Annotated in this window: 20 protein-coding genes and 3 tRNA genes; 16 read left to right on the top strand and 7 right to left on the bottom strand. The window is 53.5% G+C overall.

Annotated elements, in window-relative coordinates; all coding sequences use genetic code 11:
• Positions 1 to 4 precede the first annotated feature (4 nt).
• On the bottom strand, positions 5 to 1,078 hold the full coding sequence (locus SGR01S_RS10495; protein ID WP_061807407.1) for a GGDEF domain-containing protein: 1,074 nt from the start codon (positions 1,076 to 1,078) through the stop codon (positions 5 to 7).
• A gap of 263 nt (positions 1,079 to 1,341) precedes the next feature.
• On the opposite strand from SGR01S_RS10495, the gene SGR01S_RS10490 reads away from it, so the two are divergent.
• Complete coding sequence (locus tag SGR01S_RS10490; protein WP_037424165.1) at positions 1,342 to 1,626, top strand: DUF1435 domain-containing protein; 285 nt, start codon at positions 1,342 to 1,344, stop codon at positions 1,624 to 1,626.
• An 82-nt stretch (positions 1,627 to 1,708) separates the two neighbouring features.
• Here the strand turns inward: SGR01S_RS10490 and SGR01S_RS10485 are convergent.
• From SGR01S_RS10485 to SGR01S_RS10470, 4 genes are all read right to left on the bottom strand, one after another.
• A tRNA-Leu gene (locus tag SGR01S_RS10485) sits at positions 1,709 to 1,795 on the bottom strand.
• Between the two features lie 43 nt (positions 1,796 to 1,838).
• Positions 1,839 to 1,925, bottom strand: a tRNA-Leu gene (locus tag SGR01S_RS10480).
• Between the two features lie 34 nt (positions 1,926 to 1,959).
• Positions 1,960 to 2,046 (bottom strand) — tRNA-Leu (locus SGR01S_RS10475).
• A gap of 72 nt (positions 2,047 to 2,118) precedes the next feature.
• Positions 2,119 to 3,063, bottom strand: coding sequence for a LysR family transcriptional regulator (locus SGR01S_RS10470; protein ID WP_061807406.1), 945 nt, complete (start codon positions 3,061 to 3,063; stop codon positions 2,119 to 2,121).
• 119 nt (positions 3,064 to 3,182) lie between these two features.
• On the opposite strand from SGR01S_RS10470, the gene SGR01S_RS10465 reads away from it, so the two are divergent.
• Positions 3,183 to 4,175, top strand: coding sequence for an aldo/keto reductase (locus SGR01S_RS10465; protein WP_061807405.1), 993 nt, complete (start codon positions 3,183 to 3,185; stop codon positions 4,173 to 4,175).
• A gap of 62 nt (positions 4,176 to 4,237) precedes the next feature.
• Here SGR01S_RS10465 and rsmC read toward each other — a convergent pair whose 3' ends face one another.
• Positions 4,238 to 5,281 carry a 16S rRNA (guanine(1207)-N(2))-methyltransferase RsmC gene (gene rsmC / locus SGR01S_RS10460; RefSeq protein WP_061807404.1) on the bottom strand — a complete coding sequence of 348 codons (1,044 nt, stop codon included), beginning with the start codon at positions 5,279 to 5,281 and terminating at the stop codon, positions 4,238 to 4,240.
• Positions 5,282 to 5,472: 191 nt separating this feature from the next.
• Here rsmC and SGR01S_RS10455 point away from each other — a divergent pair, with 191 nt between their 5' ends.
• The 13 genes from SGR01S_RS10455 (at position 5,473) to deoD (ending at position 17,893) form a co-directional block, all read left to right on the top strand.
• Positions 5,473 to 5,910 carry a DNA polymerase III subunit psi gene (locus SGR01S_RS10455; RefSeq protein ID WP_037424156.1) on the top strand — a complete coding sequence of 146 codons (438 nt, stop codon included), beginning with the start codon at positions 5,473 to 5,475 and terminating at the stop codon, positions 5,908 to 5,910.
• On the top strand, positions 5,855 to 6,298 hold the full coding sequence (gene rimI / locus SGR01S_RS10450) for a ribosomal protein S18-alanine N-acetyltransferase (protein ID WP_037424153.1): 444 nt from the start codon (positions 5,855 to 5,857) through the stop codon (positions 6,296 to 6,298). Before SGR01S_RS10455 ends, rimI begins: the two co-directional genes overlap by 56 nt.
• Before the next feature lie 170 nt (positions 6,299 to 6,468).
• Positions 6,469 to 8,058, top strand: a complete 1,590-nt coding sequence (gene prfC, locus SGR01S_RS10445; RefSeq protein ID WP_037424147.1) for a peptide chain release factor 3 — start codon at positions 6,469 to 6,471, stop codon at positions 8,056 to 8,058.
• 533 nt (positions 8,059 to 8,591) lie between these two features.
• Positions 8,592 to 9,206, top strand: coding sequence for a molecular chaperone OsmY (gene osmY, locus SGR01S_RS10440; RefSeq protein WP_061807403.1), 615 nt, complete (start codon positions 8,592 to 8,594; stop codon positions 9,204 to 9,206).
• A 155-nt stretch (positions 9,207 to 9,361) separates the two neighbouring features.
• Positions 9,362 to 9,523 carry a DUF1328 domain-containing protein gene (locus tag SGR01S_RS23715; RefSeq protein ID WP_004955572.1) on the top strand — a complete coding sequence of 54 codons (162 nt, stop codon included), beginning with the start codon at positions 9,362 to 9,364 and terminating at the stop codon, positions 9,521 to 9,523.
• Between the two features lie 58 nt (positions 9,524 to 9,581).
• Complete coding sequence (locus SGR01S_RS10435) at positions 9,582 to 9,767, top strand: CsbD family protein (protein ID WP_037424142.1); 186 nt, start codon at positions 9,582 to 9,584, stop codon at positions 9,765 to 9,767.
• A 10-nt stretch (positions 9,768 to 9,777) separates the two neighbouring features.
• Positions 9,778 to 10,899 carry a patatin-like phospholipase family protein gene (locus SGR01S_RS10430; RefSeq protein ID WP_037424137.1) on the top strand — a complete coding sequence of 374 codons (1,122 nt, stop codon included), beginning with the start codon at positions 9,778 to 9,780 and terminating at the stop codon, positions 10,897 to 10,899.
• Positions 10,896 to 11,672 (top strand): TatD family hydrolase, encoded by a 777-nt coding sequence (locus SGR01S_RS10425; RefSeq protein ID WP_073963431.1) that lies wholly within the window; start codon positions 10,896 to 10,898, stop codon positions 11,670 to 11,672. The genes SGR01S_RS10430 and SGR01S_RS10425 overlap by 4 nt, the downstream gene beginning before the upstream one ends.
• Positions 11,673 to 11,869: 197 nt before the next feature.
• Positions 11,870 to 13,147, top strand: coding sequence for a NupC/NupG family nucleoside CNT transporter (locus SGR01S_RS10420; protein ID WP_037424132.1), 1,278 nt, complete (start codon positions 11,870 to 11,872; stop codon positions 13,145 to 13,147).
• Positions 13,148 to 13,521: 374 nt separating this feature from the next.
• The gene (deoC, locus tag SGR01S_RS10415; protein ID WP_037424129.1) at positions 13,522 to 14,301 is read left to right on the top strand and encodes a deoxyribose-phosphate aldolase; all 780 of its coding nucleotides are present in this window, start codon (positions 13,522 to 13,524) and stop codon (positions 14,299 to 14,301) included.
• Between the two features lie 69 nt (positions 14,302 to 14,370).
• Positions 14,371 to 15,693 (top strand): thymidine phosphorylase, encoded by a 1,323-nt coding sequence (gene deoA, locus SGR01S_RS10410; RefSeq protein WP_061807401.1) that lies wholly within the window; start codon positions 14,371 to 14,373, stop codon positions 15,691 to 15,693.
• A gap of 69 nt (positions 15,694 to 15,762) precedes the next feature.
• The gene (gene deoB, locus SGR01S_RS10405) at positions 15,763 to 16,986 is read left to right on the top strand and encodes a phosphopentomutase (protein WP_012005115.1); all 1,224 of its coding nucleotides are present in this window, start codon (positions 15,763 to 15,765) and stop codon (positions 16,984 to 16,986) included.
• A gap of 175 nt (positions 16,987 to 17,161) precedes the next feature.
• Complete coding sequence (gene deoD / locus SGR01S_RS10400; protein ID WP_061807400.1) at positions 17,162 to 17,893, top strand: purine-nucleoside phosphorylase; 732 nt, start codon at positions 17,162 to 17,164, stop codon at positions 17,891 to 17,893.
• Positions 17,894 to 17,983: 90 nt separating this feature from the next.
• Here deoD and SGR01S_RS10395 read toward each other — a convergent pair whose 3' ends face one another.
• Positions 17,984 to 18,673 carry a YtjB family periplasmic protein gene (locus tag SGR01S_RS10395; RefSeq protein ID WP_061807399.1) on the bottom strand — a complete coding sequence of 230 codons (690 nt, stop codon included), beginning with the start codon at positions 18,671 to 18,673 and terminating at the stop codon, positions 17,984 to 17,986.
• A gap of 104 nt (positions 18,674 to 18,777) precedes the next feature.
• Between SGR01S_RS10395 and serB the strand changes: the two genes are divergently transcribed.
• Positions 18,778 to 19,755, top strand: coding sequence for a phosphoserine phosphatase (gene serB, locus SGR01S_RS10390; protein ID WP_061807398.1), 978 nt, complete (start codon positions 18,778 to 18,780; stop codon positions 19,753 to 19,755).
• Positions 19,756 to 19,771: the final 16 nt, after the last annotated feature.

Here is a 19,771-nt window from a genome sequence, read left to right as displayed (position 1 = left end):
CGGCTCAGACAGCGGCGGGCTGCGTGTTTTGCGCCAACTGAATATTATTACGACCGCTGTTTTTCGCGTGATATAACGCAGCGTCTGCTGCACGAATAGCCGACGATACATCCAGTTTGTCCAACGCGGAGATCCCGGCGCTGAGCGTGACTGTGGTGACTTCTAATTGGTTAAACCGGTGAGGGATTTTTAATTCCTGCACACGTTGCCGCACTTGTTCAGCCAGCTGAGTTGCGTAATCTTCACTCACGTTGGTCAGCAGCACCAAAAACTCTTCCCCACCGTAGCGCACCACAATATCACGTGAACGTACCGAATCCCGGATAGCGATGGCTACCTGCACCAGCGCTTGGTCGCCCATGGTATGACCATAGTTATCGTTATAGGCTTTGAAATGGTCGATATCGAGTAACACCACGAAATGACAGCCGGACGGGGGAGCCGTTAGCATATTGATTTTATTTTCCAGGCCACGGCGGTTATAAAGCCCGGTTAGCGGATCGATCATGCTTAAATTGCTAAACCTGTCACGTTCGTTATACAGATTAGCCACCAGTGCTTGGGTAAAGAGCTCACTGCGTTTGAGCATCAGGTGATGGATAGAGAAAGCGATAATCGGCAATACCGTGGTGAATACGATCCGCATCGTATTGTGCATACCATCCAAAAATAGAATGACCAATGCAGAAGGCACGGCATGCAGACAGAAAGCGATAAAGTTATCCGTTAGGGCAATAGCACTTATAAAAAACATACTGAACAGACTAATTAATAGAAAACTTTGGTTGTTCGGCGCACAGTACTGACTTTTAAGGTAAATATGTGCCGCCCACAGCAGGCCGATAACAAAGGAAAATAGATTCAATTTTCTGACGTATAACCGTGGAGACTGCAAGGTAAATAACAGTGCTACCAGACAAAATAGCGGTATACCTAATAACGGTAGGGTAAAAGCAGGTTTATCTTTAAATGGGACCAATAATGTAAATAAGGAAGACGCAGTGTTCATCAACAAAAATAAAAATAATGATAAGCGGTGCTTGCTGTTCAGCAGTTCCTGATAAGAACGCGCGTTCATACGGGATTCACTCTTTACAATATCGATCTGTCGAAAAATTAAGGTTGCGAAAAATTCTTCCGGTATGAATTAAACACCCGCATTGTATGGTTGTTGATTGTGATTATTAACATGCGAATAAGACTAAGAATTTTCTTATGGCAAACTATCATTTTTCCACCGTTGTGTCATCCGCGTTTGGTCGTCGGGGTGAAAATGATGCGCAGTGAAAAAAAGTGTTATATGATATTGGTTATCATTATCACTTGAAAGGTAGGGTTATCATGATTGCAGCCATGATTACCGCGTGTGGGTTGTGGGGCGTCAGTTGGTGCCTGGGCAACCGTCTGGCCAGCGCCTGGGGCGTTTTGCTGCCATGCGCTCTAATGCCGTTACTGGCATTGATCAACCTGGATATGATGCAACTGCGTACACTCATCGTGATCGCGATGCTGGCCACATTGGTGATGTTGTTTAACAGTCGCTGGCGTCACTACTTGCTGCTGCCGTCTTGCATGGCGTTGGCAGGGGGCTTGGCGGCAATCGGTTTGAACTTCAACCTGGGCTGAAAACGCAAAACCACGCTTTCGCGTGTTCTTTATCGTTTCAATGGGGAGTTTCTTTGGGGATGTTACCGGAAGAGTTATCGATTGGTGCGAAGAGAGGGACTTGAACCCTCACGTCCGTAAGAACACTAACACCTGAAGCTAGCGCGTCTACCAATTCCGCCACCTTCGCACAGTCGATACTGTCATTTTGCTTTCGATTTATATCACCAGCTTGGTGCGAAGAGAGGGACTTGAACCCTCACGTCCGTAAGAACACTAACACCTGAAGCTAGCGCGTCTACCAATTCCGCCACCTTCGCATTGATGCTGTGCAATATAAATCATGTGGTTATTTGGTGCGAAGAGAGGGACTTGAACCCTCACGTCCGTAAGGACACTAACACCTGAAGCTAGCGCGTCTACCAATTCCGCCACCTTCGCATACCAGAAACATTACCGGAGTAACGCTACCACGGAGGCGAATTCTAGAGATTTTGGCGGGTACGTCAATAGTTATTTCCCCTGTTTGCTGGCGTTTGCTGGAAATATAGCCATATCACTGCTTTTGTCGTTCTCAAACAGCCAAATCAGCCAGTCAATCAACACCCTGACCCGTGGCGCAAGGAAACGACCGGGAGGATACATGATGTAAATGGGCATCGGCGGGGGCGGTGTTTCCGCCAATACTTCCACTAATTCCCCCTTTTGCAGCCAAGGTGCCAACGAATAACGAGACGCTTGTATGAGTCCCAGGCCGGCGCGACAACCGCAGGTGTAGGCATCAGCGCCACTGACGTTTAACCTGGTGGGTAGTTCGCGTAGTTCCACTTTGCCATTACGACAAAACTCCAAGGGGTAATTACGGTTGCTGGTGAGGGAAAAGTAGCCCACGGCCTGATGCTGTTGTAATTGATCAATCGACTGCGGCACGCCAAACGTCGCCAGATAGCCGGGAGACGCACAGGTTAACTGCGGCATCATGGCAATGCGACGTGCCACCAGGCTGTCGTCCTCGGTTTCCCAGGCGCGCAGTACGCAATCCACACCCTCACGCAGTAAGTCTACATGGGTGTCGTTGGCTCCCAGCGACAGAGTGAGTTCTGGATAGCGCTGATAAAAGTCGCCCAATGCCGGAATAACGATTTCCCGTGCCAACGAGTGGGGCATATCAATGCGTATATTGCCGGATGGCTTGAGCTTATGGTGGCTAAACAGAGTGTCCGCCTCTTCCAATGCCCCCAGCAACTGCACACAGCGTTGGTAATAAAGCGTGCCTTCGCTGGTCACTTGTACCTGACGGGTTGTGCGGATCAGCAGGCGTACGCCGAGGCGTTGTTCCAGTCGCTTGAGCGCATTACTGACCGTGGCTCGTGGCAATTGCAGACGCTCGGCCGCCCGACTGAAGCTGCCCAATTCGACGATACGGGTGAAAATGCGCATGGCCTGGATCTGATCCATCGGTTTCTCCGTATTGTTAGCGATTTATGAACAGTGATGAGCAATTCGCATTATTTATCTTTGCAGGGTAAACAACCAGACTTTGTTGCGATATCAATCCACGGTATGAGGGCAATACAATGCAACAACGTCAATTAGGCCCCAATGGCCCGACTGTTTCTGCTCTGGGTTTGGGCTGCATGGGGATGAGTGATTTCTATTCGACCGCGCAGGACGAAAAAGAGGCCATCGCCACACTGCACCGGGCATTGGAGCTGGGGGTCACACTGCTGGATACCGCCGACATGTACGGCCCACACACGAACGAGCAACTGGTGGGGCAGGCGATCAAGGGCAAACGGCAGCAGGTATTTTTAGCGACGAAGTTCGGCATCCTGCGCGATCCCACCGATCCTGCCGCACGCGGCGTCAGCAGCAGGCCGGAATACATTCGTCGTTCGGTTGAAGGCAGTCTGAAGCGGTTGGGGGTCGATGAAATTGACCTTTATTACCAGCACCGGGTCGATCCGCAGGTGCCCATTGAGGATGTTGTGGGCACCATGGCGGATCTGATCCGTGAAGGGAAGATCCGTCACATTGGGCTTAGCGAAGCTTCGGTTACTACGCTTGAGCGAGCACACAAGGTGCATCCGATCACCGCGTTGCAAACCGAGTATTCACTGTGGACGCGTGATGCCGAGCAAGGCGTATTGGCGGCCTGCGAGCGTCTGGGCATCGGTTTCGTTCCTTACAGTCCGCTGGGGAGAGGTTTCCTGACTGGGGCGATCCAGCGGCCTGAAGATTTGGATGCCGATGATTTCCGCCGTAGCAATCCGCGCTTCCAGGGGGATAACTTTGCCCGTAACCTGGCTTTGGTGGCGAAAGTGACCGAGCTGGCGAAACAAAAAGGTGTGGCGCCATCGCAATTGGCGTTGGCCTGGGTATTGGCACAGGGCGAGCATATTGTGCCGATTCCGGGCACCAAACGTCGCCGTTATCTGGAAGAGAACATCGCAGCAGCGGAACTGGCGCTTAGCCAGGCTGAACTGGCGGCAATTGAGGCTGTGTTCCCGGCAGAGGCGGTCGCGGGCAACCGCTACGGTGCGGAGTCGATGACGTATATTAACGGCTAAATAAAAAGGGCGCGGCGTGTGAACGCTGCGCCCTGATTCCCGGAATGAGCGGGCAATCTGACTTATTTTTTCTTCTTGGTATCGCGTGGCGCACGGGCTACGGTCGCCTGATAAACCTTGAAGCGGCCGTTTTGTGCCAGCACTTCATGGCTGCCAAAGGTGGCGTCCAGAATGTCCGGATACGGCAGGAAGGCGTTGGCCACGATGCGCAGACGACCACCAATCGGCAGGTGTTTTAACGCACCGCGGATCAGCGTTTCGGCCGCAGTCAGGCTGGTTTGCAGGCCATCATGGAACGGCGGGTTGGAGATAATCAGATCGAAACGGCCGGTAATGTCGGAATAGACGTTACTGACGATCACTTCACCTTCAATGCCGTTGGCGGCCAGGGTTGCACGGCTGGATTCAATGGCGGCCGCATTGACGTCGCTGAGGGTCAGCTTCATCTTTGGTGACATCTTGGACAACACGGAAGCCATGACACCGGCACCACAACCTACGTCCAGCACTTTGCCTTTCATGTGTTTATCCAGTGTAGACAGCAGCAGTGAACTCCCGACGTCCAAGCCATCACGGCTGAACACGCCCGGCAGTGTTTTCACTTCCAGATCGTGTAATTGATAGCTTTCCCACCAGTCTTCCAGTGCGAACTCGGTCTGAGTATCCAGACGACCGTGATACAGGCCACAGCGGCGAGCGCTGTCGATTTTAACCAGTGTGATGTTGTCTTCCACCATCTGATCTGCGCTGCGTACGCCGCTGCGGTTCTCACCGACCACGAACACGTCAGCGCCGACTGGCAGTAACGCCAGAATGTTGCACAACTGGAATTGCGCTTCCTGTTTGCTCTTCGGCCAGTAGTAGATCAGCGTATCGCACTCGGCGACGAACGCGGCGTCCACGGTCAGACCAAACTGCACGTTGTCGCCCATCGCCCGGTTCAGTAACTGCCAGTGATGGTATTGTTGGGTATGGACACGCACATCCGCGGCCTCGAATTGGGCCGGCAGGGTATCCTGCAGGTCACCGGCAAACAGAACGCGGCGTTCAATAAACTCATCACTGTGGCGCAGCATAACTTCACTGGCGGGGGTTAATGCAGACATCAGGTTTTGGCTCCTAGAAATTAGACCGGGGATTATAGAGCTTTGTGGCGATATGTTCGACGGGTTTATATACCCGATGCCGTTGACGAAAGATGAAGGGATGTTGGCGCAGGCCGTGCGGGTTTGTTAGCATAGCGCGGCGCATGGCAGGCATGGCGCACCACAACAGGTAGATCCTGACAGGAATCGGCATGGCATCAAAACGCGACTGGCTGTTACAACAACTGGGTATTACGCAGTGGACATTGCGCCGCCCGGGCGTGTTGCAGGGCGAAGTAGCGGTCAGCCTGCCACCTGAGGTGCGTTTGTTGGTCGTAGCGCAGACCTTGCCTGAGCATAACGATCCGCTATTTTGCGACGTGCTGCGCAGCCTGGGATTGACCCCGGCGCAAACCTACGGCCTGACACCGGACCAGGTGGCCATGCTGCCTGAGGATACCGAATGCAACAGTTGGCGGTTGGGCGTTGCGGAGCCGCTTGCGGTGGCCGGCGCGCAGCTCTATAGCCCGGCTCTGGCCGAGCTTTCTCTCGATGCGAGTGCCAAACGCGCACTCTGGCAGCAGATTTGTCATCATGAACACTATTTCTACCCTGAACGCGGCCGATCTGGCCACAGCCTTCAAGATTGAGCAAGCCAGCCACGCCTTTCCCTGGACACAAGCTACCTTTGCCAGTAATCAGGGCGATCGTTACCTGAATCTGAAACTGGAAGTTGACGGGCAGATGGCAGGTTTTGCCATTACCCAGATCGTGCTGGATGAAGCCACGCTGTTCAACATCGCCATTCATCCAGACTGGCAGCGCCGTGGCTTTGGCCGCCAACTGCTCGAAGCGCTAATTGCACAATTGGAACCCCGTGGCGTGTTTACGCTGTGGCTTGAAGTGCGTGCCTCTAACCGTGCCGCCATCGCGCTGTACGAAGATCTCGGCTTTAATGAAGTGACCATCCGCCGTAACTACTACCCTGCTGCCAATGGGCGTGAAGACGCGATAGTGATGGCGCTGCCGCTGGCTTAGCGGGTGTCGCGTTTCTAACTTCTCCGCTGGGAAAAGCATTGATTGTCACCGGTTGACAAATCAGCGAAAATACCCGGCTATTATCTTTTATTTACCGCTTTGCCTGGCGCCACGATCGGCGTGTTCTGATGTGCTTTCGCAGGGCGGACTAACTGTAGAATCTGAAAAACATGTCTCCTAGTGAATTTGCCCGCGAAGTCTCGAAAAGAAGAACTTTCGCCATCATCTCGCACCCCGATGCCGGTAAAACAACCATTACCGAAAAGGTGTTGTTATTCGGACAGGCTATCCAGACCGCTGGTACGGTAAAAGGCCGCGGCTCAAACCAGCATGCCAAATCCGACTGGATGGAGATGGAAAAACAACGTGGTATCTCCATTACTACTTCGGTGATGCAGTTCCCGTATCGCGAATGCCTGGTTAACCTGCTGGATACCCCAGGGCACGAAGACTTCTCCGAAGATACGTACCGTACCCTGACCGCTGTTGACTGCTGTTTGATGGTGATCGACGCGGCGAAAGGGGTTGAGGATCGTACCCGTAAACTGATGGAAGTTACCCGTCTGCGCGATACACCGATCCTGACCTTTATGAACAAACTGGACCGTGATATCCGCGATCCAATGGAAGTGATGGACGAAGTTGAGCGTGAGCTGAAAATCGCCTGTTCACCGATCACCTGGCCTATCGGCTGCGGCAAACTGTTTAAAGGGGTTTATCATCTTTACAAGGATGAAACCTACCTCTATCAGACCGGTAAAGGTCACACCATCCAGGAAGTGCGTATTGTCAAAGGGTTGGATAACCCGGAGCTGGACGCTGCCGTCGGTGAAGATCTGGCTGCGCAGTTGCGTGAAGAGCTGGAGCTGGTGCAGGGGGCATCTCACGAGTTTGATCACGACGCTTTCCTGAGCGGTGATTTGACGCCGGTATTCTTCGGTACCGCACTGGGTAACTTCGGTGTGGACCATATGCTTGACGGTCTGGTGGCTTGGGCCCCAGCACCTATGCCACGTCAAAGCAGCACCCGTGAAGTGGTCGCGGCGGAAGAGAAGTTCACCGGTTTTGTCTTTAAGATTCAGGCCAACATGGATCCTAAACACCGTGACCGCGTTGCCTTTATGCGTGTAGTCTCCGGCCGTTATGAAAAAGGCATGAAACTGCGTCAGGTGCGTACTGGTAAAGACGTGGTGATCTCCGATGCATTGACCTTCATGGCGGGCGACCGTTCGCATGTGGAGGAAGCTTATCCGGGCGATATCATTGGTCTGCATAACCACGGCACGATTCAGATTGGTGATACCTTCACCCAGGGTGAAGATATGAAGTTCACTGGTATTCCGAACTTCGCACCGGAACTGTTCCGTCGCATTCGCCTGCGTGATCCACTGAAGCAAAAACAATTGCTGAAAGGCCTGGTTCAGCTGTCCGAAGAAGGGGCGGTACAGGTCTTCCGTCCGATTGCCAACAACGATTTGATTGTTGGTGCGGTCGGTGTGCTGCAGTTCGACGTGGTGGTTGCGCGTCTGAAAAGCGAATACAACGTGGAAGCCTTGTACGAGTCGGTCAACGTATCGACCGCGCGCTGGGTTGAATGCAGCGACGTGAAGAAGTTTGAAGAATTTAAACGTAAGTGTGAGCTCAACCTGGCATTGGACGGCGGAGACAACCTGTCTTACATCGCACCAACCATGGTGAACCTGAACATCACACAGGAACGTTATCCTGAAGTGGTGTTCCGCAAAACGCGCGAGCACTAACAGAACAGTAGGGCGCCTTAGGGCGCCCTACTGTTATTGAATCCCCACCACAGCCTGCTAATTAGTAAATCCCTCTCATCAGTTTTCTCTTTCTCATCACCATCAGTATTTTCTCGGGCCCACCTGCTTTTTTTGCCATATGGTCTATATTTAACAGGGCACTGCCAGCCGGGTAAGCGTAATTCACTGTATTTGTTCATAACCGCAGCGAGTTATTCGGTACTGTTGCCAATTAGAGACAGTGTGATGTCATAAATATCAATAACATAGCTATAACATCGATTTTACTGACTGATGTTGTCGTCAATAGGCGACAGTTTTTAGTTTGAAAAGTAAGCTTATTTTGTTTTGTTATTGATTTTTAAGTTAATTTTAAAATTGGCACAGCCGTTGCAATGGTCCTGGTGTGGCAACAATCGTTTTACGTGAATGTCTGATCGTATAGAAATCGTGAAGTATTTACTGAGTGGGCCGCGTTATGGCGGCTGAAGAATCCGTCACCATTTTGGATTCACAACCAAAGGAAGAGATCGATGAAAAATACTAAATTTGCACAATCACTGATGGCTGTTGTTTTGGGTTCCGTTCTGGTTAGTGGCAGCGCGCTGGCTGAAGATACAATGCTCAATAAAGCGTCAAGTGCCGCTGATAGCGCGGGTGCTAAAATCGATAGCTCCATGAAAAAAGTCGACGGCTACATGGATGACAGCGCAACAACGGCTAAAGTTAAAAGTGCGCTGGTCGATGACAAAGCCATCACAAGTACGGATATTTCGGTGAAAACCGAGAAAGGTACCGTAACCCTGAGCGGGTTTGTCGGTAGCCAGGCGCAGGCCGAGCACGCGGTAGAAGTGGCCGGTAAGGTTGAAGGCGTTAAATCCGTCAGCGACAAGCTGCACGTGAAAGATGAAAGCAAGCAGTCCATGAAAGCGTATGCCGGTGATACTGCGACCACCAGCGAACTGAAAGCTAAGCTGCTGGCCGATGACATCGTGCCTTCACGTAATGTGAAAGTGGAAACCACCGACGGTGTGGTGCAGCTTTCCGGTGAAGTAAAAACCCAGGCGCAGTCTGAGCGTGCAGAGAGCATCGCCAAAGCTATCGACGGCGTGAAAAGCGTCAAGAACGACCTGGTTGTTAAACCATAAATTTTAGAACACGTAACAACAAGCACCAAATCCTGGGTTGACCGCGAGGTTAACTCAGGATGCACCATCAAAAAAAGAAACTGACCTGCAACCTGGGAAAGCCTGAGAAGGGCACAGGTTGCGATGTGTTTTTTCACTATGGTAAGGAGAAGCTTATGTTTCGTTGGGGCATTATCTTTTTAGTTATCGCACTGATTGCTGCTGCGTTAGGTTTCGGGACCTTGGCAGGTACCGCCGCTTGGGCTGCAAAAATCGTCTTCGTCGTGGGCATCATTCTGTTCCTGGTCAGCCTGTTTACCGGCCGCCGACGTCCTTAGCTTTTCTCTCAAAGTGTAACAAAGCTTAATTCCTTTTCTCACCGCAGGGAGGTCAGTCATGAATAGCGACATCATCCTCGGACGCTGGAAACAGTTGAAGGGCCGGGTGTGTCAGGCATTGGCGGAGTGGTCCGACAATGACTGCATCTGGCTGATGGGAAGCAATGACTGCCTCTCTGGTGTACTGCAAGAGGATTACGGAAGAGAGCAAGACGAGGTATCCTCGGGTAAAACGTCTCACTGAGGATGCAGGGTTGGGATACAGAATACCCATCACGCTCGGCAATATAGAACCGCTGGCGTATAAACCTTACCGGCCCGGTAAAATGGCGCTGGTATGTGAAGGAGGCGGGCAGCGCGGCATTTTTACCGCCGGCGTGCTGGACGAGTTTCAGCGTGCCCGCTTTAATCCTTTTGATCTGATGATCGGCACTTCTGCCGGCGCACAAAACCTCTCGGCTTTTATTTGTGGCCAGATGGGCTACGCGCGGCGGGTGATCACCCGCTACACCACTTCCGCTGAATTCTTTAACCCATTGCGCTTTGTGCGCGGCGGGCATCTGATCGATCTTGACTGGTTACTCGATACCACTACGCAACAACTGCCGCTGGCGATGGATGTTGCGGAAAAAAGCCTGATTGATGGCCGTGAATTCCTGATGTGTGCCTGCCGCAGTGATGACTTCGAGCCGACCTACCTGCCGGCGCAGCGCGAAAGCTGGCTGCCGGCCATCAAAGCATCCAGCGCTATCCCCGGTTTTTACCGTATGGGTGTGGAGCTGGACGGCGTTAGCTATCAGGATGGTGGCATCAGTGACGCGATCCCGGTTGAAGAAGCCTATCGCCGTGGCGCAGATACTATTGTGGTGATCCGCACCGTGCCATCACAGATGTATTACACGCCGCAGTGGATGAAGCGTATGGAGCATTGGCTGAGTGAAAGTAGCCTGCAACAGATGGTGCGCATCCTGCAACACCATGAGCAAAGCTATCACCGTATTCAGCAGTTTATTGAGAAACCGCCCGGCAAGCTGCGCATCTTTGAGATTTTCCCACCGAAACCGTTGGCCAGTAATGCCTTGGGTAGCCGTGTGACGTCGCTTAATCAGGACTATCACTTGGGCCGCAAGTGCGGGCGTTACTTCCTGGCGACCGTGGGTCACTGGTTGGTAGAGCAGGACAAACTGGACGGGATGAAGGTGAAAAAGGCGCTGTCGCGTCGTTTGATCCAACCGGAAAATGTCATTATGCCTTCACCGATTATTACTGATGTCAGCCACCCGCGTGAGCTTGCCAACCCGTCAGAAGCCAAGCTGGCGGCAATGGACATTATTTTGCCGGGCGAAGTGCCACCGGGTGAGGGTGGCCTGCTGTGATGTACGACTTCACCGACACCCACTGTCATTTCGATTTCCCGCCGTTCAGTGGTCATGAGCAAGAAAGCCTGGCGCTGGCCGAACAGGCAGGCGTGCAACGGATCATTGTGCCGACGGTGACCGCCGATCGCTTTGCGCGGGTACTGAAGCTGGCACGAGAATATCCACCGCTGTTTGCCGCTCTGGGTCTACACCCGTTGTATATCGCTCAACACCAAGAGTCTGAACTCGAGCAGTTGGCGGCATTCCTTGCCAGCCGCCCGCCGAAGCTAGTGGCCGTGGGGGAAATTGGCCTCGATCTGTATATGGAAAACCCACAGTTTGAACGACAGCAGCGTGTACTGACGGCCCAATTGGCGCTGGCTAAACAATACGATTTGCCGGTGATTCTGCATTCTCGCCGTAGCCATGATCAGTTGGCTGCGATGCTACGCCGCACTCCAGTACCGCGTCGTGGCGTGGTGCATGGCTTTGCTGGCAGCTTGTCGCAAGCGCAGGCGTTTATTCGTCTGGGGTATTACATTGGCGTTGGGGGCACCATCAGTTATGAGCGGGCGCAGAAAACCCGCAACGTCATGGCCCAACTGCCACTGACAGCGTTGTTGTTGGAAACTGATGCGCCAGATATGCCGCTAGCCGGTTATCAAGGCCAACCCAACCGTCCTGAGCGTGCTGCTGAGGTCTTTAAGGTGTTATGCCAACTACGTTCTGAATCTCCCGACGATATTGCGGCTCATCTGCAACACAACACTCACGCCCTGTTTACGCTCTGAGGTGTAAACCCATCATAAATGTGATGCACGTCACGTTATAAGATTTTCATTTGCTTCCTGTTGTATACATTTGTGACATAAATCGGTGCGGGTATCGTCTCGCTCCGTATAATCGCACCCCGAAATCACTCATAAGCAACCCTCGCGGTATAACCGGACAGGGATGCATTTCTTCTTTCGCAACAGGGATACTTTGCATGCAACTCATCATGAGCCTGGTCGGCATGGCGGTGCTGATCGCCATCGCCGTGCTGCTCTCCAGCAACCGCCGTGCGATTAAGTTTCGCACCGTTGGCTGGGCATTCGTTCTTCAGGTCGCCATCGGCGCGCTGGTGCTGTATGTCCCGGTAGGCCGTGCCATTCTTGGCGGCATGTCGGCTGGCGTGGCTAACGTGATTGCCTATGGTAATCAGGGGATCTCATTTATCTTCGGCGGTCTGGTTTCCGACAAGATGTTTGAAGTCTTTGGCGGCGGCGGCTTCGTTTTTGCGCTGCGCGTCCTGCCGGTGATCGTGTTCTTCTCCTCGCTGATTGCGGTGCTTTACTACCTCGGCATCATGCAACTGGTGATCCGCGTGCTGGGCGGCGGAGTGCAAAAATTGCTGGGCACTTCACGTACCGAATCGCTGTCTGCAACCGCCAACATCTTCGTTGGCCAGACCGAAGCTCCGCTGGTGGTGCGCCCGTATATCGCTACCATGACCCAGTCTGAGTTGTTCACCGTAATGTGTGGTGGCCTGGCTTCCGTCGCCGGTTCGGTGCTGGCGGGCTATGCCCAGATGGGTGTACCACTGGAATACTTGATTGCTGCTTCATTCATGGCCGCACCGGGTGGCCTGCTGTTTGCCAAGCTGATGGTGCCGGAAACCGAAAAAACCCACGACAAAGACGATGCGACGAAGTTGATCGCAGAAGAAGACCGCCCGGCTAACGTGATCGATGCAGCGGCTTCCGGTGCGGCTTCGGGCATGCAGCTGGCGCTGAACGTCGGTGCGATGTTGTTGGCGTTTATCGCATTGATTGCGTTGTTGAACGGCATTCTTGGCGGTATTGGCGGTTGGTTCGACTATCCGCAACTGTCGCTGGAACTGATACTGGGTTGGGTGTTCTCACCGATCGCCTTCCTGATCGGTGTACCATGGCATGAAGCGATGACAGCCGGTTCGTTTATCGGTCAGAAAATTATCGTGAATGAATTTGTTGCCTATATGAACTTCGGCGCTTACCTGCGTCCGGACGATGTGGTGGCGGCAGACGGGCTGCAAGTGCTCTCAACGCATACCAAGGCGATTATCTCCTTTGCCCTGTGCGGTTTTGCCAACTTGTCATCGGTAGCGATCCTGCTCGGTGGTCTGGGCAGCATGGCACCGAACCGTCGTCATGACATCGCACGCTTCGGTCTGAAAGCCGTGGCGGCGGGGACGCTCTCCAACCTGATGAGCGCGACTATTGCCGGGTTCTTCCTGGCGCTGTAAACCCTGGGCTGTCCTGCCATAGTGCGCATGCCCTATTGCAGGACTCCGCCTATACTCTAAGACGGGCACAGGAATGCTGTGCCCGTTGTATTTGTCCGTTTCTTTAGCGAATTTGTGAACGATATCGCGTTATTTTGTGATGCTCTTCACATATAATTCCAGCCTGTTACAGTGTTATTTCATATAGTGTGACTGTGAACGCGAATTGCCCCGGGCGATCGTGTTCAAATAGCTATTACTGACCCTGCGCGAAGCGAAGGGTTATGTGCGGTGAGAAGGATCTCAGTTGCCGCCGTGGGAACCCTGTTCCCCAGCGCTATCTTCAAGGAACCAAGTCCGCTCGCCAACACCCAGGTTCTCAGTTGGAGAGTTTTATGACCGAATTAACCGCAGCAGCGCAACGTGCGCTGACCTTAATGGATTTAACCACGCTGAACGATGATGACACCGACGAGAAAGTGATCGCGCTGTGTCGTCAGGCGAACAGCCCAGCTGGCCATACGGCAGCCATCTGTATTTACCCGCGTTTTATCCCTGTGGCGCGTAAGACGCTGCGTGAACAAGGGACGCCGGACATCCGTATCGCGACCGTGACCAACTTCCCGCATGGCAACGACGATATCGATATCGCGTTGGCGGAAACCCGTGCGGCTATCGCCTACGGTGCTGATGAAGTGGACGTGGTATTCCCCTATCGCGCGTTGATCGCCGGGAATGAGCAGGTGGGATTTGAACTGGTAAAACAGTGCAAACAGGTCTGTCAGGCGGCTAACGTCCTGTTGAAAGTGATCATCGAAACCGGTGAGCTTAAGCAGGCAAACCTGATTCGCAAAGCGTCGGAGATTGCCATCAAGGCCGGTGCTGACTTTATCAAAACCTCTACCGGTAAAGTGCCCGTCAACGCGACGCTGGAAAGCGCTGAGCTGATGATGTCGGTGATCCGCGATATGAATGTCGCCAAAACTGTAGGCTTTAAGCCTGCCGGTGGTGTACGTACGGCGGAAGATGCACTGCATTATCTGCAACTTGCCGATCGTATTCTGGGTGAAGGCTGGGCCGATGCGCGTCATTTCCGCTTCGGGGCTTCCAGCTTGTTAGCCAGCCTGCTGACGACGCTGGGCCATAGTGCCGAGACGTCCGGCAGCGGTTACTGATCGATTACGTCGGTAAGGCGCGATACGGCGCCTGCCTGCACCCTACATTCGCTAAAACAGGGGGATGCCTTGTTCCTGGCACAAGAAATTATTCGTAAGAAACGTGACGGCCAGCCGTTGAGCGAAGCGGAAATCCGCTTTTTCATCAATGGCATTCGTGACAATGTGGTTTCCGAAGGTCAGATCGCCGCACTGGCAATGACCATTTATTTCCACGATATGACCATGCCGGAGCGCGTAGCGCTCACCATGGCAATGCGTGATTCTGGCACCGTGCTGGACTGGAAAAGCCTGTCGCTGAATGGACCCTTGGTCGACAAGCATTCCACGGGCGGTGTGGGCGATGTGACTTCACTGATGCTGGGCCCAATGGTGGCCGCATGTGGTGGTTATGTGCCGATGATTTCCGGCCGTGGTTTGGGTCATACCGGTGGGACGCTGGACAAGCTGGAAGCGATCCCGGGTTTTAATATTTTCCCGGACGACAATGCCTTCCGTAAGATTATTCAGGACGTAGGTGTAGCGATTATCGGCCAAACCAGCTCGCTGGCACCGGCGGACAAGCGTTTCTACGCGACCCGTGATATCACCGCGACCGTGGATTCTATTCCGCTGATCACCGCCTCGATTCTGGCGAAAAAGCTGGCAGAAGGCCTGGATGCGTTGGTGATGGACGTTAAGGTCGGTTCCGGTGCCTTTATGCCAACCTACGCATTGTCGGCTGATTTGGCACAGGCGATTGTGGGCGTGGCCAACGGTGCGGGCTGCAAAACTACCGCGCTGCTGACTGACATGAACCAGGTACTGGCTTCGAGCGCAGGTAATGCTGTGGAAGTGCGTGAAGCGGTACGTTTCCTTACTGGCGAATACCGTAACCCGCGCTTGCTGGAAGTGACCATGGCGTTGTGCGTGGAAATGTTGCTTTCCGGTGGGCTGGCGACAGACGACGCCGATGCGCGTGCCAAACTCCAGGCGGTATTGGACAATGGTAAGGCGGCGGAAGTGTTTGGTCGTATGGTGGCTGCGCAACAAGGCCCAACTGATTTCGTTGAGCGTTACGACAGCTATCTGCCTGCAGCAACCCTGAGCAAACCCGTTTATGCCGAGAAACAGGGCATTATCAGCGCGATGGATACCCGCGCGCTGGGCATGGCAGTCGTGTCACTGGGCGGTGGTCGTCGTCGTGCGACCGACAGTATTGATTACAGCGTTGGCCTGACCGGCATGGCGCGTCTGGGCGATAAAGTCGATACCCAGCAGCCGCTGGCGGTGATCCACGCTAACGACGAAGAAAGCTGGCAGCAGGCGGCCGAAGCGGTACGCAATGCGATGGTGCTGAGTGACAAAGCGCCGGAAGTGACGCCAGTAGTTTATAAGCGTATCACCGAATAATTAACGAATCAGGAGTGGCAGCGGCGTTTTCGCTGTCACCCACAGCGTGAGAACACGCAGGAGAGCATGATGAAACGCACATTTATTATGGTATTAGACTCATTCGGTATTGGCGCAAGCGAAGATGCGGCTAAATTTGGCGATCAGGGTTCCGATACGCTGGGGCATATTGCCGAGGTTTGCGCGCGCGGTGAAGCTAACGTTGGCCGTCAGGGCCCGTTGACGTTGCCTAACCTGAGCCGTCTGGGCCTGGGCAAAGCGGCGGAAGAGTCCACCGGTACTTTCCCGCAGGGGCTGGATCGCAATGCAGACATCATTGGCGCCTATGCTCACGCCAGCGAGCTTTCTTCCGGTAAAGATACGCCGTCAGGTCACTGGGAAATTGCCGGCGTGCCGGTGTTGTTCGACTGGGGCTATTTCAGCGATGAGCACAACAGCTTCCCGCAGGAACTGCTGGATAAACTGGTTGAGCGTGCCAATTTGCCGGGTTACCTCGGCAACTGCCACTCATCCGGCACCGTGATCCTCGACCAACTGGGTGAAGAGCACATGAAAACCGGCAAGCCGATTTTCTACACCTCTGCCGACTCGGTCTTCCAGATCGCCTGTCACGAAGAGACCTTCGGCCTGGACCGTCTGTATGAGCTGTGTGAAATCGCCCGTGAAGAACTGACCGAAGGCGGTTATAACATTGGCCGCGTGATCGCGCGTCCGTTCCTGGGCGACAAGCCAGGCAACTTCCAGCGTACCGGTAACCGCCATGACCTGGCAGTAGAGCCACCGGCGCCTACCGTGCTGAAAAAGCTGGTGGACGAGAAGGGCGGCGAAGTGGTGTCTATCGGTAAAATCGCCGATATCTACGCTAACGTGGGCATCACCAAAAAGGTCAAGGCGACCGGTATCGACGCGCTGTTCGACGCCACCCTGATCGAAATGGAAAAAGCCGGCGATAACACCATCGTGTTCACCAACTTCGTTGATTTTGACTCTTCTTACGGTCACCGCCGTGACGTTGCCGGCTATGCCGCCGCACTGGAGCTGTTCGACCGCCGCCTGCCGGAGCTGCTGAAACTGGTTAAAGATGAAGACATCATTATCTTCACCGCTGACCACGGCTGTGACCCAACCTGGCCGGGCACCGACCACACCCGCGAACACATCCCGGTGTTGGTTTACGGCCCGAAAGTAAAACCAGGCTCGCTGGGCCACCGTGAAACTTTCGCCGACATCGGCCAGACGGTTGCCAGCTATTTTGGCGTGTCGCCGATGGATTACGGCAAATCGATGTTCTAAGCCACGCCTTTCAAGGTGCAGCGTTGTTAGCTTCACGAGCAAACCCCAGTCACTTACTCAAGTAAGCTCCTGGGGATTCACTCGCTAGCTGCCTAGCTGCAACTCGAAATCCAATGGCTTAGATGTTTGGCGTTTTTATTAAATACTTAAATACGATTTCTAAAGGAAGACAATTATGGCTACGCCGCATATTAATGCTGAAATGGGTGATTTCGCTGACGTAGTACTGATGCCGGGCGATCCGCTGCGTGCAAAATACATCGCGGAAACTTTCCTGGAAGGCGCGGTGGAAGTGAACAACGTGCGTGGCATGCTGGGTTTCACCGGGACTTACAAAGGTCGCAAAATCTCTGTAATGGGCCACGGTATGGGGATCCCATCTTGCTCCATTTATGCGCGTGAACTGATTGCCGAGTTCGGCGTGAAGAAAATCATCCGTGTGGGTTCCTGCGGCGCAGTACGTGACGATGTCAAACTGCGTGACGTAGTGATCGGTATGGGTGCTTGCACCGATTCCAAAGTGAACCGTATGCGTTTCAAAGACCATGACTACGCGGCAATTGCCGACTTTGACATGGTGCGTAACGCGGTGGATGCAGCGGCAGCGCAGGGTATCCCAGCGCGCGTGGGTAACATCTTCTCTGCTGATTTGTTCTACACGCCAGATCCAGACATGTTCCAGGTGATGAAGAAGTACGGCATCCTGGGTGTGGAAATGGAAGCCGCCGGCATCTACGGTGTGGCTGCGGAGATGTACGAAGAGTTTGGTTGTAAAGCACTGACCATTTGTACCGTTTCAGACCACATTCTGCGTCATGAAGCGACCACTGCGGCAGAACGTCAGACCACCTTTAACGAAATGATCGTTATCGCGCTGGAATCTGTACTGCTGGGTGACAAAGCATAATACCTTGCGGGCGCAGCAGCATGCTGCGCCCCAATGCGGTTCTATTGACTGAGCTTCACGTTATTCAATTCACGCATCTGCATGCGGCCTTCAGTGTTTTTTCTCTTCTTCTTTTTTCTCTATCGGTTGTTCGTCATCGTCATTTTCCACCGTGTTACCCTCATCCAATGGTGTATTGGCGGTCAGGAGATAGGGTGACTGTTGCCAGCGGCTACGACGGTGTTGCAGCAGGGTTCGGGCCAAAATAATGCCGATCGCCAACGCCAGCAGGATCATCAGACGTAGCAGGTTGGTGGTGTTGTCGACCTGTTTGGATTCAGTTGCCAGCACGTGGGTATCCAGCGTGATGCGGATAAAGCCAATCGGACCGTCTTTGCTCTGGATGGATTCAACCAGTTGGTGGTTGAAGTAACTACCGGCGCGTTTACCGTCAAGCGACAGACGATCGCGTATACTTATTTGTTCACCGGCGTGGGAAATCAATGTGCCGTCAAGCTGATAGACGCTGGCGTCCAGAATACGGCTATGATCGGTGAGTTGTTTGAGGATGGCATCGATGCGTTGATTGTCGACATCGTTGTCGTCATCCATCAGGGGGGCGAGACTTGACGCGACCTGTTTGGTCAGCGTTTGTGCCAGTTCTTCCACCTGTTCGGATCGCGCCAACTGGTGACTCAGGCTAAAATAGGACGCGCCCTGCATCAATAAAACCAGTAAAGCCAGACAAATCAGGATAATAGCAGTGCGGTGCAGGCGGAATTTTAGTTTAGCGCGAGCCATGCAGGTTCCTTGGGCATCTTGGACACTTTATGTTGCCAGAAGCAATGGCGATAGGATAGCTTGATGCGTCGTTTTATCATGCAGTGTTTTTTCAGGAGTTAAGGATGTCGAATAGTCTGACCTATTGCGATCTCCCGGCAGAGATCTCTCAATGGCCGGGTCTTCCCCTTTCGCTGAGCGGTGACGAAGTGATGCCGCTGGATTATCGGGCGGGTCATACCGGTTGGCTATTATATGGCAGAGAACTGAACAAAACGCGCATCACCGACTTCCAGCGTAAGCTGGGTGCGGCGATGGTGATCGTGACCGCCTGGTGCGTCGAGGACTATCAGGTGGTGCGTCTGGCCGGTACTTTGACCGCACGCGCCAAGCTGCTGGCGGCAGAGAGCGGACTGGATGTGGCACCGCTCGGTAAGATCCCCCATCTGCGCACCCCAGGGTTGCTGGTGATGGATATGGATTCGACCGCGATTGAGATTGAATGCATTGACGAAATCGCCAAACTGGCCGGCGTGGGCGAGCAGGTGTCGGAAGTCACCGAGCGTGCGATGCGGGGTGAACTGGATTTTACCGCCAGCCTGCGCCAGCGTGTAGGCACGCTGAAAGGTGCCGACGCTAATATTCTCAAACAGGTGCGCGATGAGTTGCCGTTGATGCCGGGATTGATCAGCCTGGTGCGTAAATTACAGGCAATGGACTGGCATGTGGCAATTGCTTCTGGCGGTTTCACTTATTATGCCGAGTACCTGCGCGACACACTGAAATTAGTGGCGGTGGCGGCCAATGAACTGGAAATCCGGGACGGCAAGCTGACCGGTGAAGTTCTGGGGCCGATAGTCGACGCGCAGCTTAAAGCGGATACGCTGATTTCGCTGGCGGAAAAGCTGGGCATCCCAATACAGCAGACCGTAGCCATCGGCGACGGTGCCAACGATTTGAAAATGATTCAGGCTGCCGGGTTAGGTATCGCCTATCACGCCAAACCGAAAGTGTATGAGAAGGCGCTGGTGTCGATTCGCCATGCTGATCTGATGGGTGTGCTGTGTGTACTGACCGGCAGCCTGAAACACGAAGTTCGCTAAAATTGACCCTGATCCG

Origin of the sequence: Serratia grimesii NBRC 13537 (assembly GCF_001590905.1) — a bacterium.
GTDB classification, from domain to species: Bacteria; Pseudomonadota; Gammaproteobacteria; order Enterobacterales; family Enterobacteriaceae; genus Serratia; species Serratia grimesii.
Note: the sequence above shows the minus strand (reverse complement) of the source record. Positions and strands in the feature narration are given on the sequence as shown.

What these genes read in the sequence shown, in the direction of transcription:
- SGR01S_RS10495 (WP_061807407.1), bottom strand. Translation starts at nt 1,078, where the DNA reads ATGAACGCGCGTTCTTATCAGGAACTGCTGAACAGCAAGCACCGCTTA.
- SGR01S_RS10470 (WP_061807406.1), bottom strand. Translation starts at nt 3,063, where the DNA reads ATGGATCAGATCCAGGCCATGCGCATTTTCACCCGTATCGTCGAATTG.
- deoB (WP_012005115.1), top strand. Translation starts at nt 15,763, where the DNA reads ATGAAACGCACATTTATTATGGTATTAGACTCATTCGGTATTGGCGCA.
- rsmC (WP_061807404.1), bottom strand. Translation starts at nt 5,281, where the DNA reads ATGTCTGCATTAACCCCCGCCAGTGAAGTTATGCTGCGCCACAGTGAT.
- serB (WP_061807398.1), top strand. Translation starts at nt 18,778, where the DNA reads ATGTCGAATAGTCTGACCTATTGCGATCTCCCGGCAGAGATCTCTCAA.
- deoD (WP_061807400.1), top strand. Translation starts at nt 17,162, where the DNA reads ATGGCTACGCCGCATATTAATGCTGAAATGGGTGATTTCGCTGACGTA.
- SGR01S_RS23715 (WP_004955572.1), top strand. Translation starts at nt 9,362, where the DNA reads ATGTTTCGTTGGGGCATTATCTTTTTAGTTATCGCACTGATTGCTGCT.
- SGR01S_RS10490 (WP_037424165.1), top strand. Translation starts at nt 1,342, where the DNA reads ATGATTGCAGCCATGATTACCGCGTGTGGGTTGTGGGGCGTCAGTTGG.
- SGR01S_RS10435 (WP_037424142.1), top strand. Translation starts at nt 9,582, where the DNA reads ATGAATAGCGACATCATCCTCGGACGCTGGAAACAGTTGAAGGGCCGG.
- SGR01S_RS10420 (WP_037424132.1), top strand. Translation starts at nt 11,870, where the DNA reads ATGCAACTCATCATGAGCCTGGTCGGCATGGCGGTGCTGATCGCCATC.
- prfC (WP_037424147.1), top strand. Translation starts at nt 6,469, where the DNA reads ATGTCTCCTAGTGAATTTGCCCGCGAAGTCTCGAAAAGAAGAACTTTC.
- deoC (WP_037424129.1), top strand. Translation starts at nt 13,522, where the DNA reads ATGACCGAATTAACCGCAGCAGCGCAACGTGCGCTGACCTTAATGGAT.
- SGR01S_RS10465 (WP_061807405.1), top strand. Translation starts at nt 3,183, where the DNA reads ATGCAACAACGTCAATTAGGCCCCAATGGCCCGACTGTTTCTGCTCTG.
- rimI (WP_037424153.1), top strand. Translation starts at nt 5,855, where the DNA reads ATGAACACTATTTCTACCCTGAACGCGGCCGATCTGGCCACAGCCTTC.
- SGR01S_RS10395 (WP_061807399.1), bottom strand. Translation starts at nt 18,673, where the DNA reads ATGGCTCGCGCTAAACTAAAATTCCGCCTGCACCGCACTGCTATTATC.
- SGR01S_RS10455 (WP_037424156.1), top strand. Translation starts at nt 5,473, where the DNA reads ATGGCATCAAAACGCGACTGGCTGTTACAACAACTGGGTATTACGCAG.
- osmY (WP_061807403.1), top strand. Translation starts at nt 8,592, where the DNA reads ATGAAAAATACTAAATTTGCACAATCACTGATGGCTGTTGTTTTGGGT.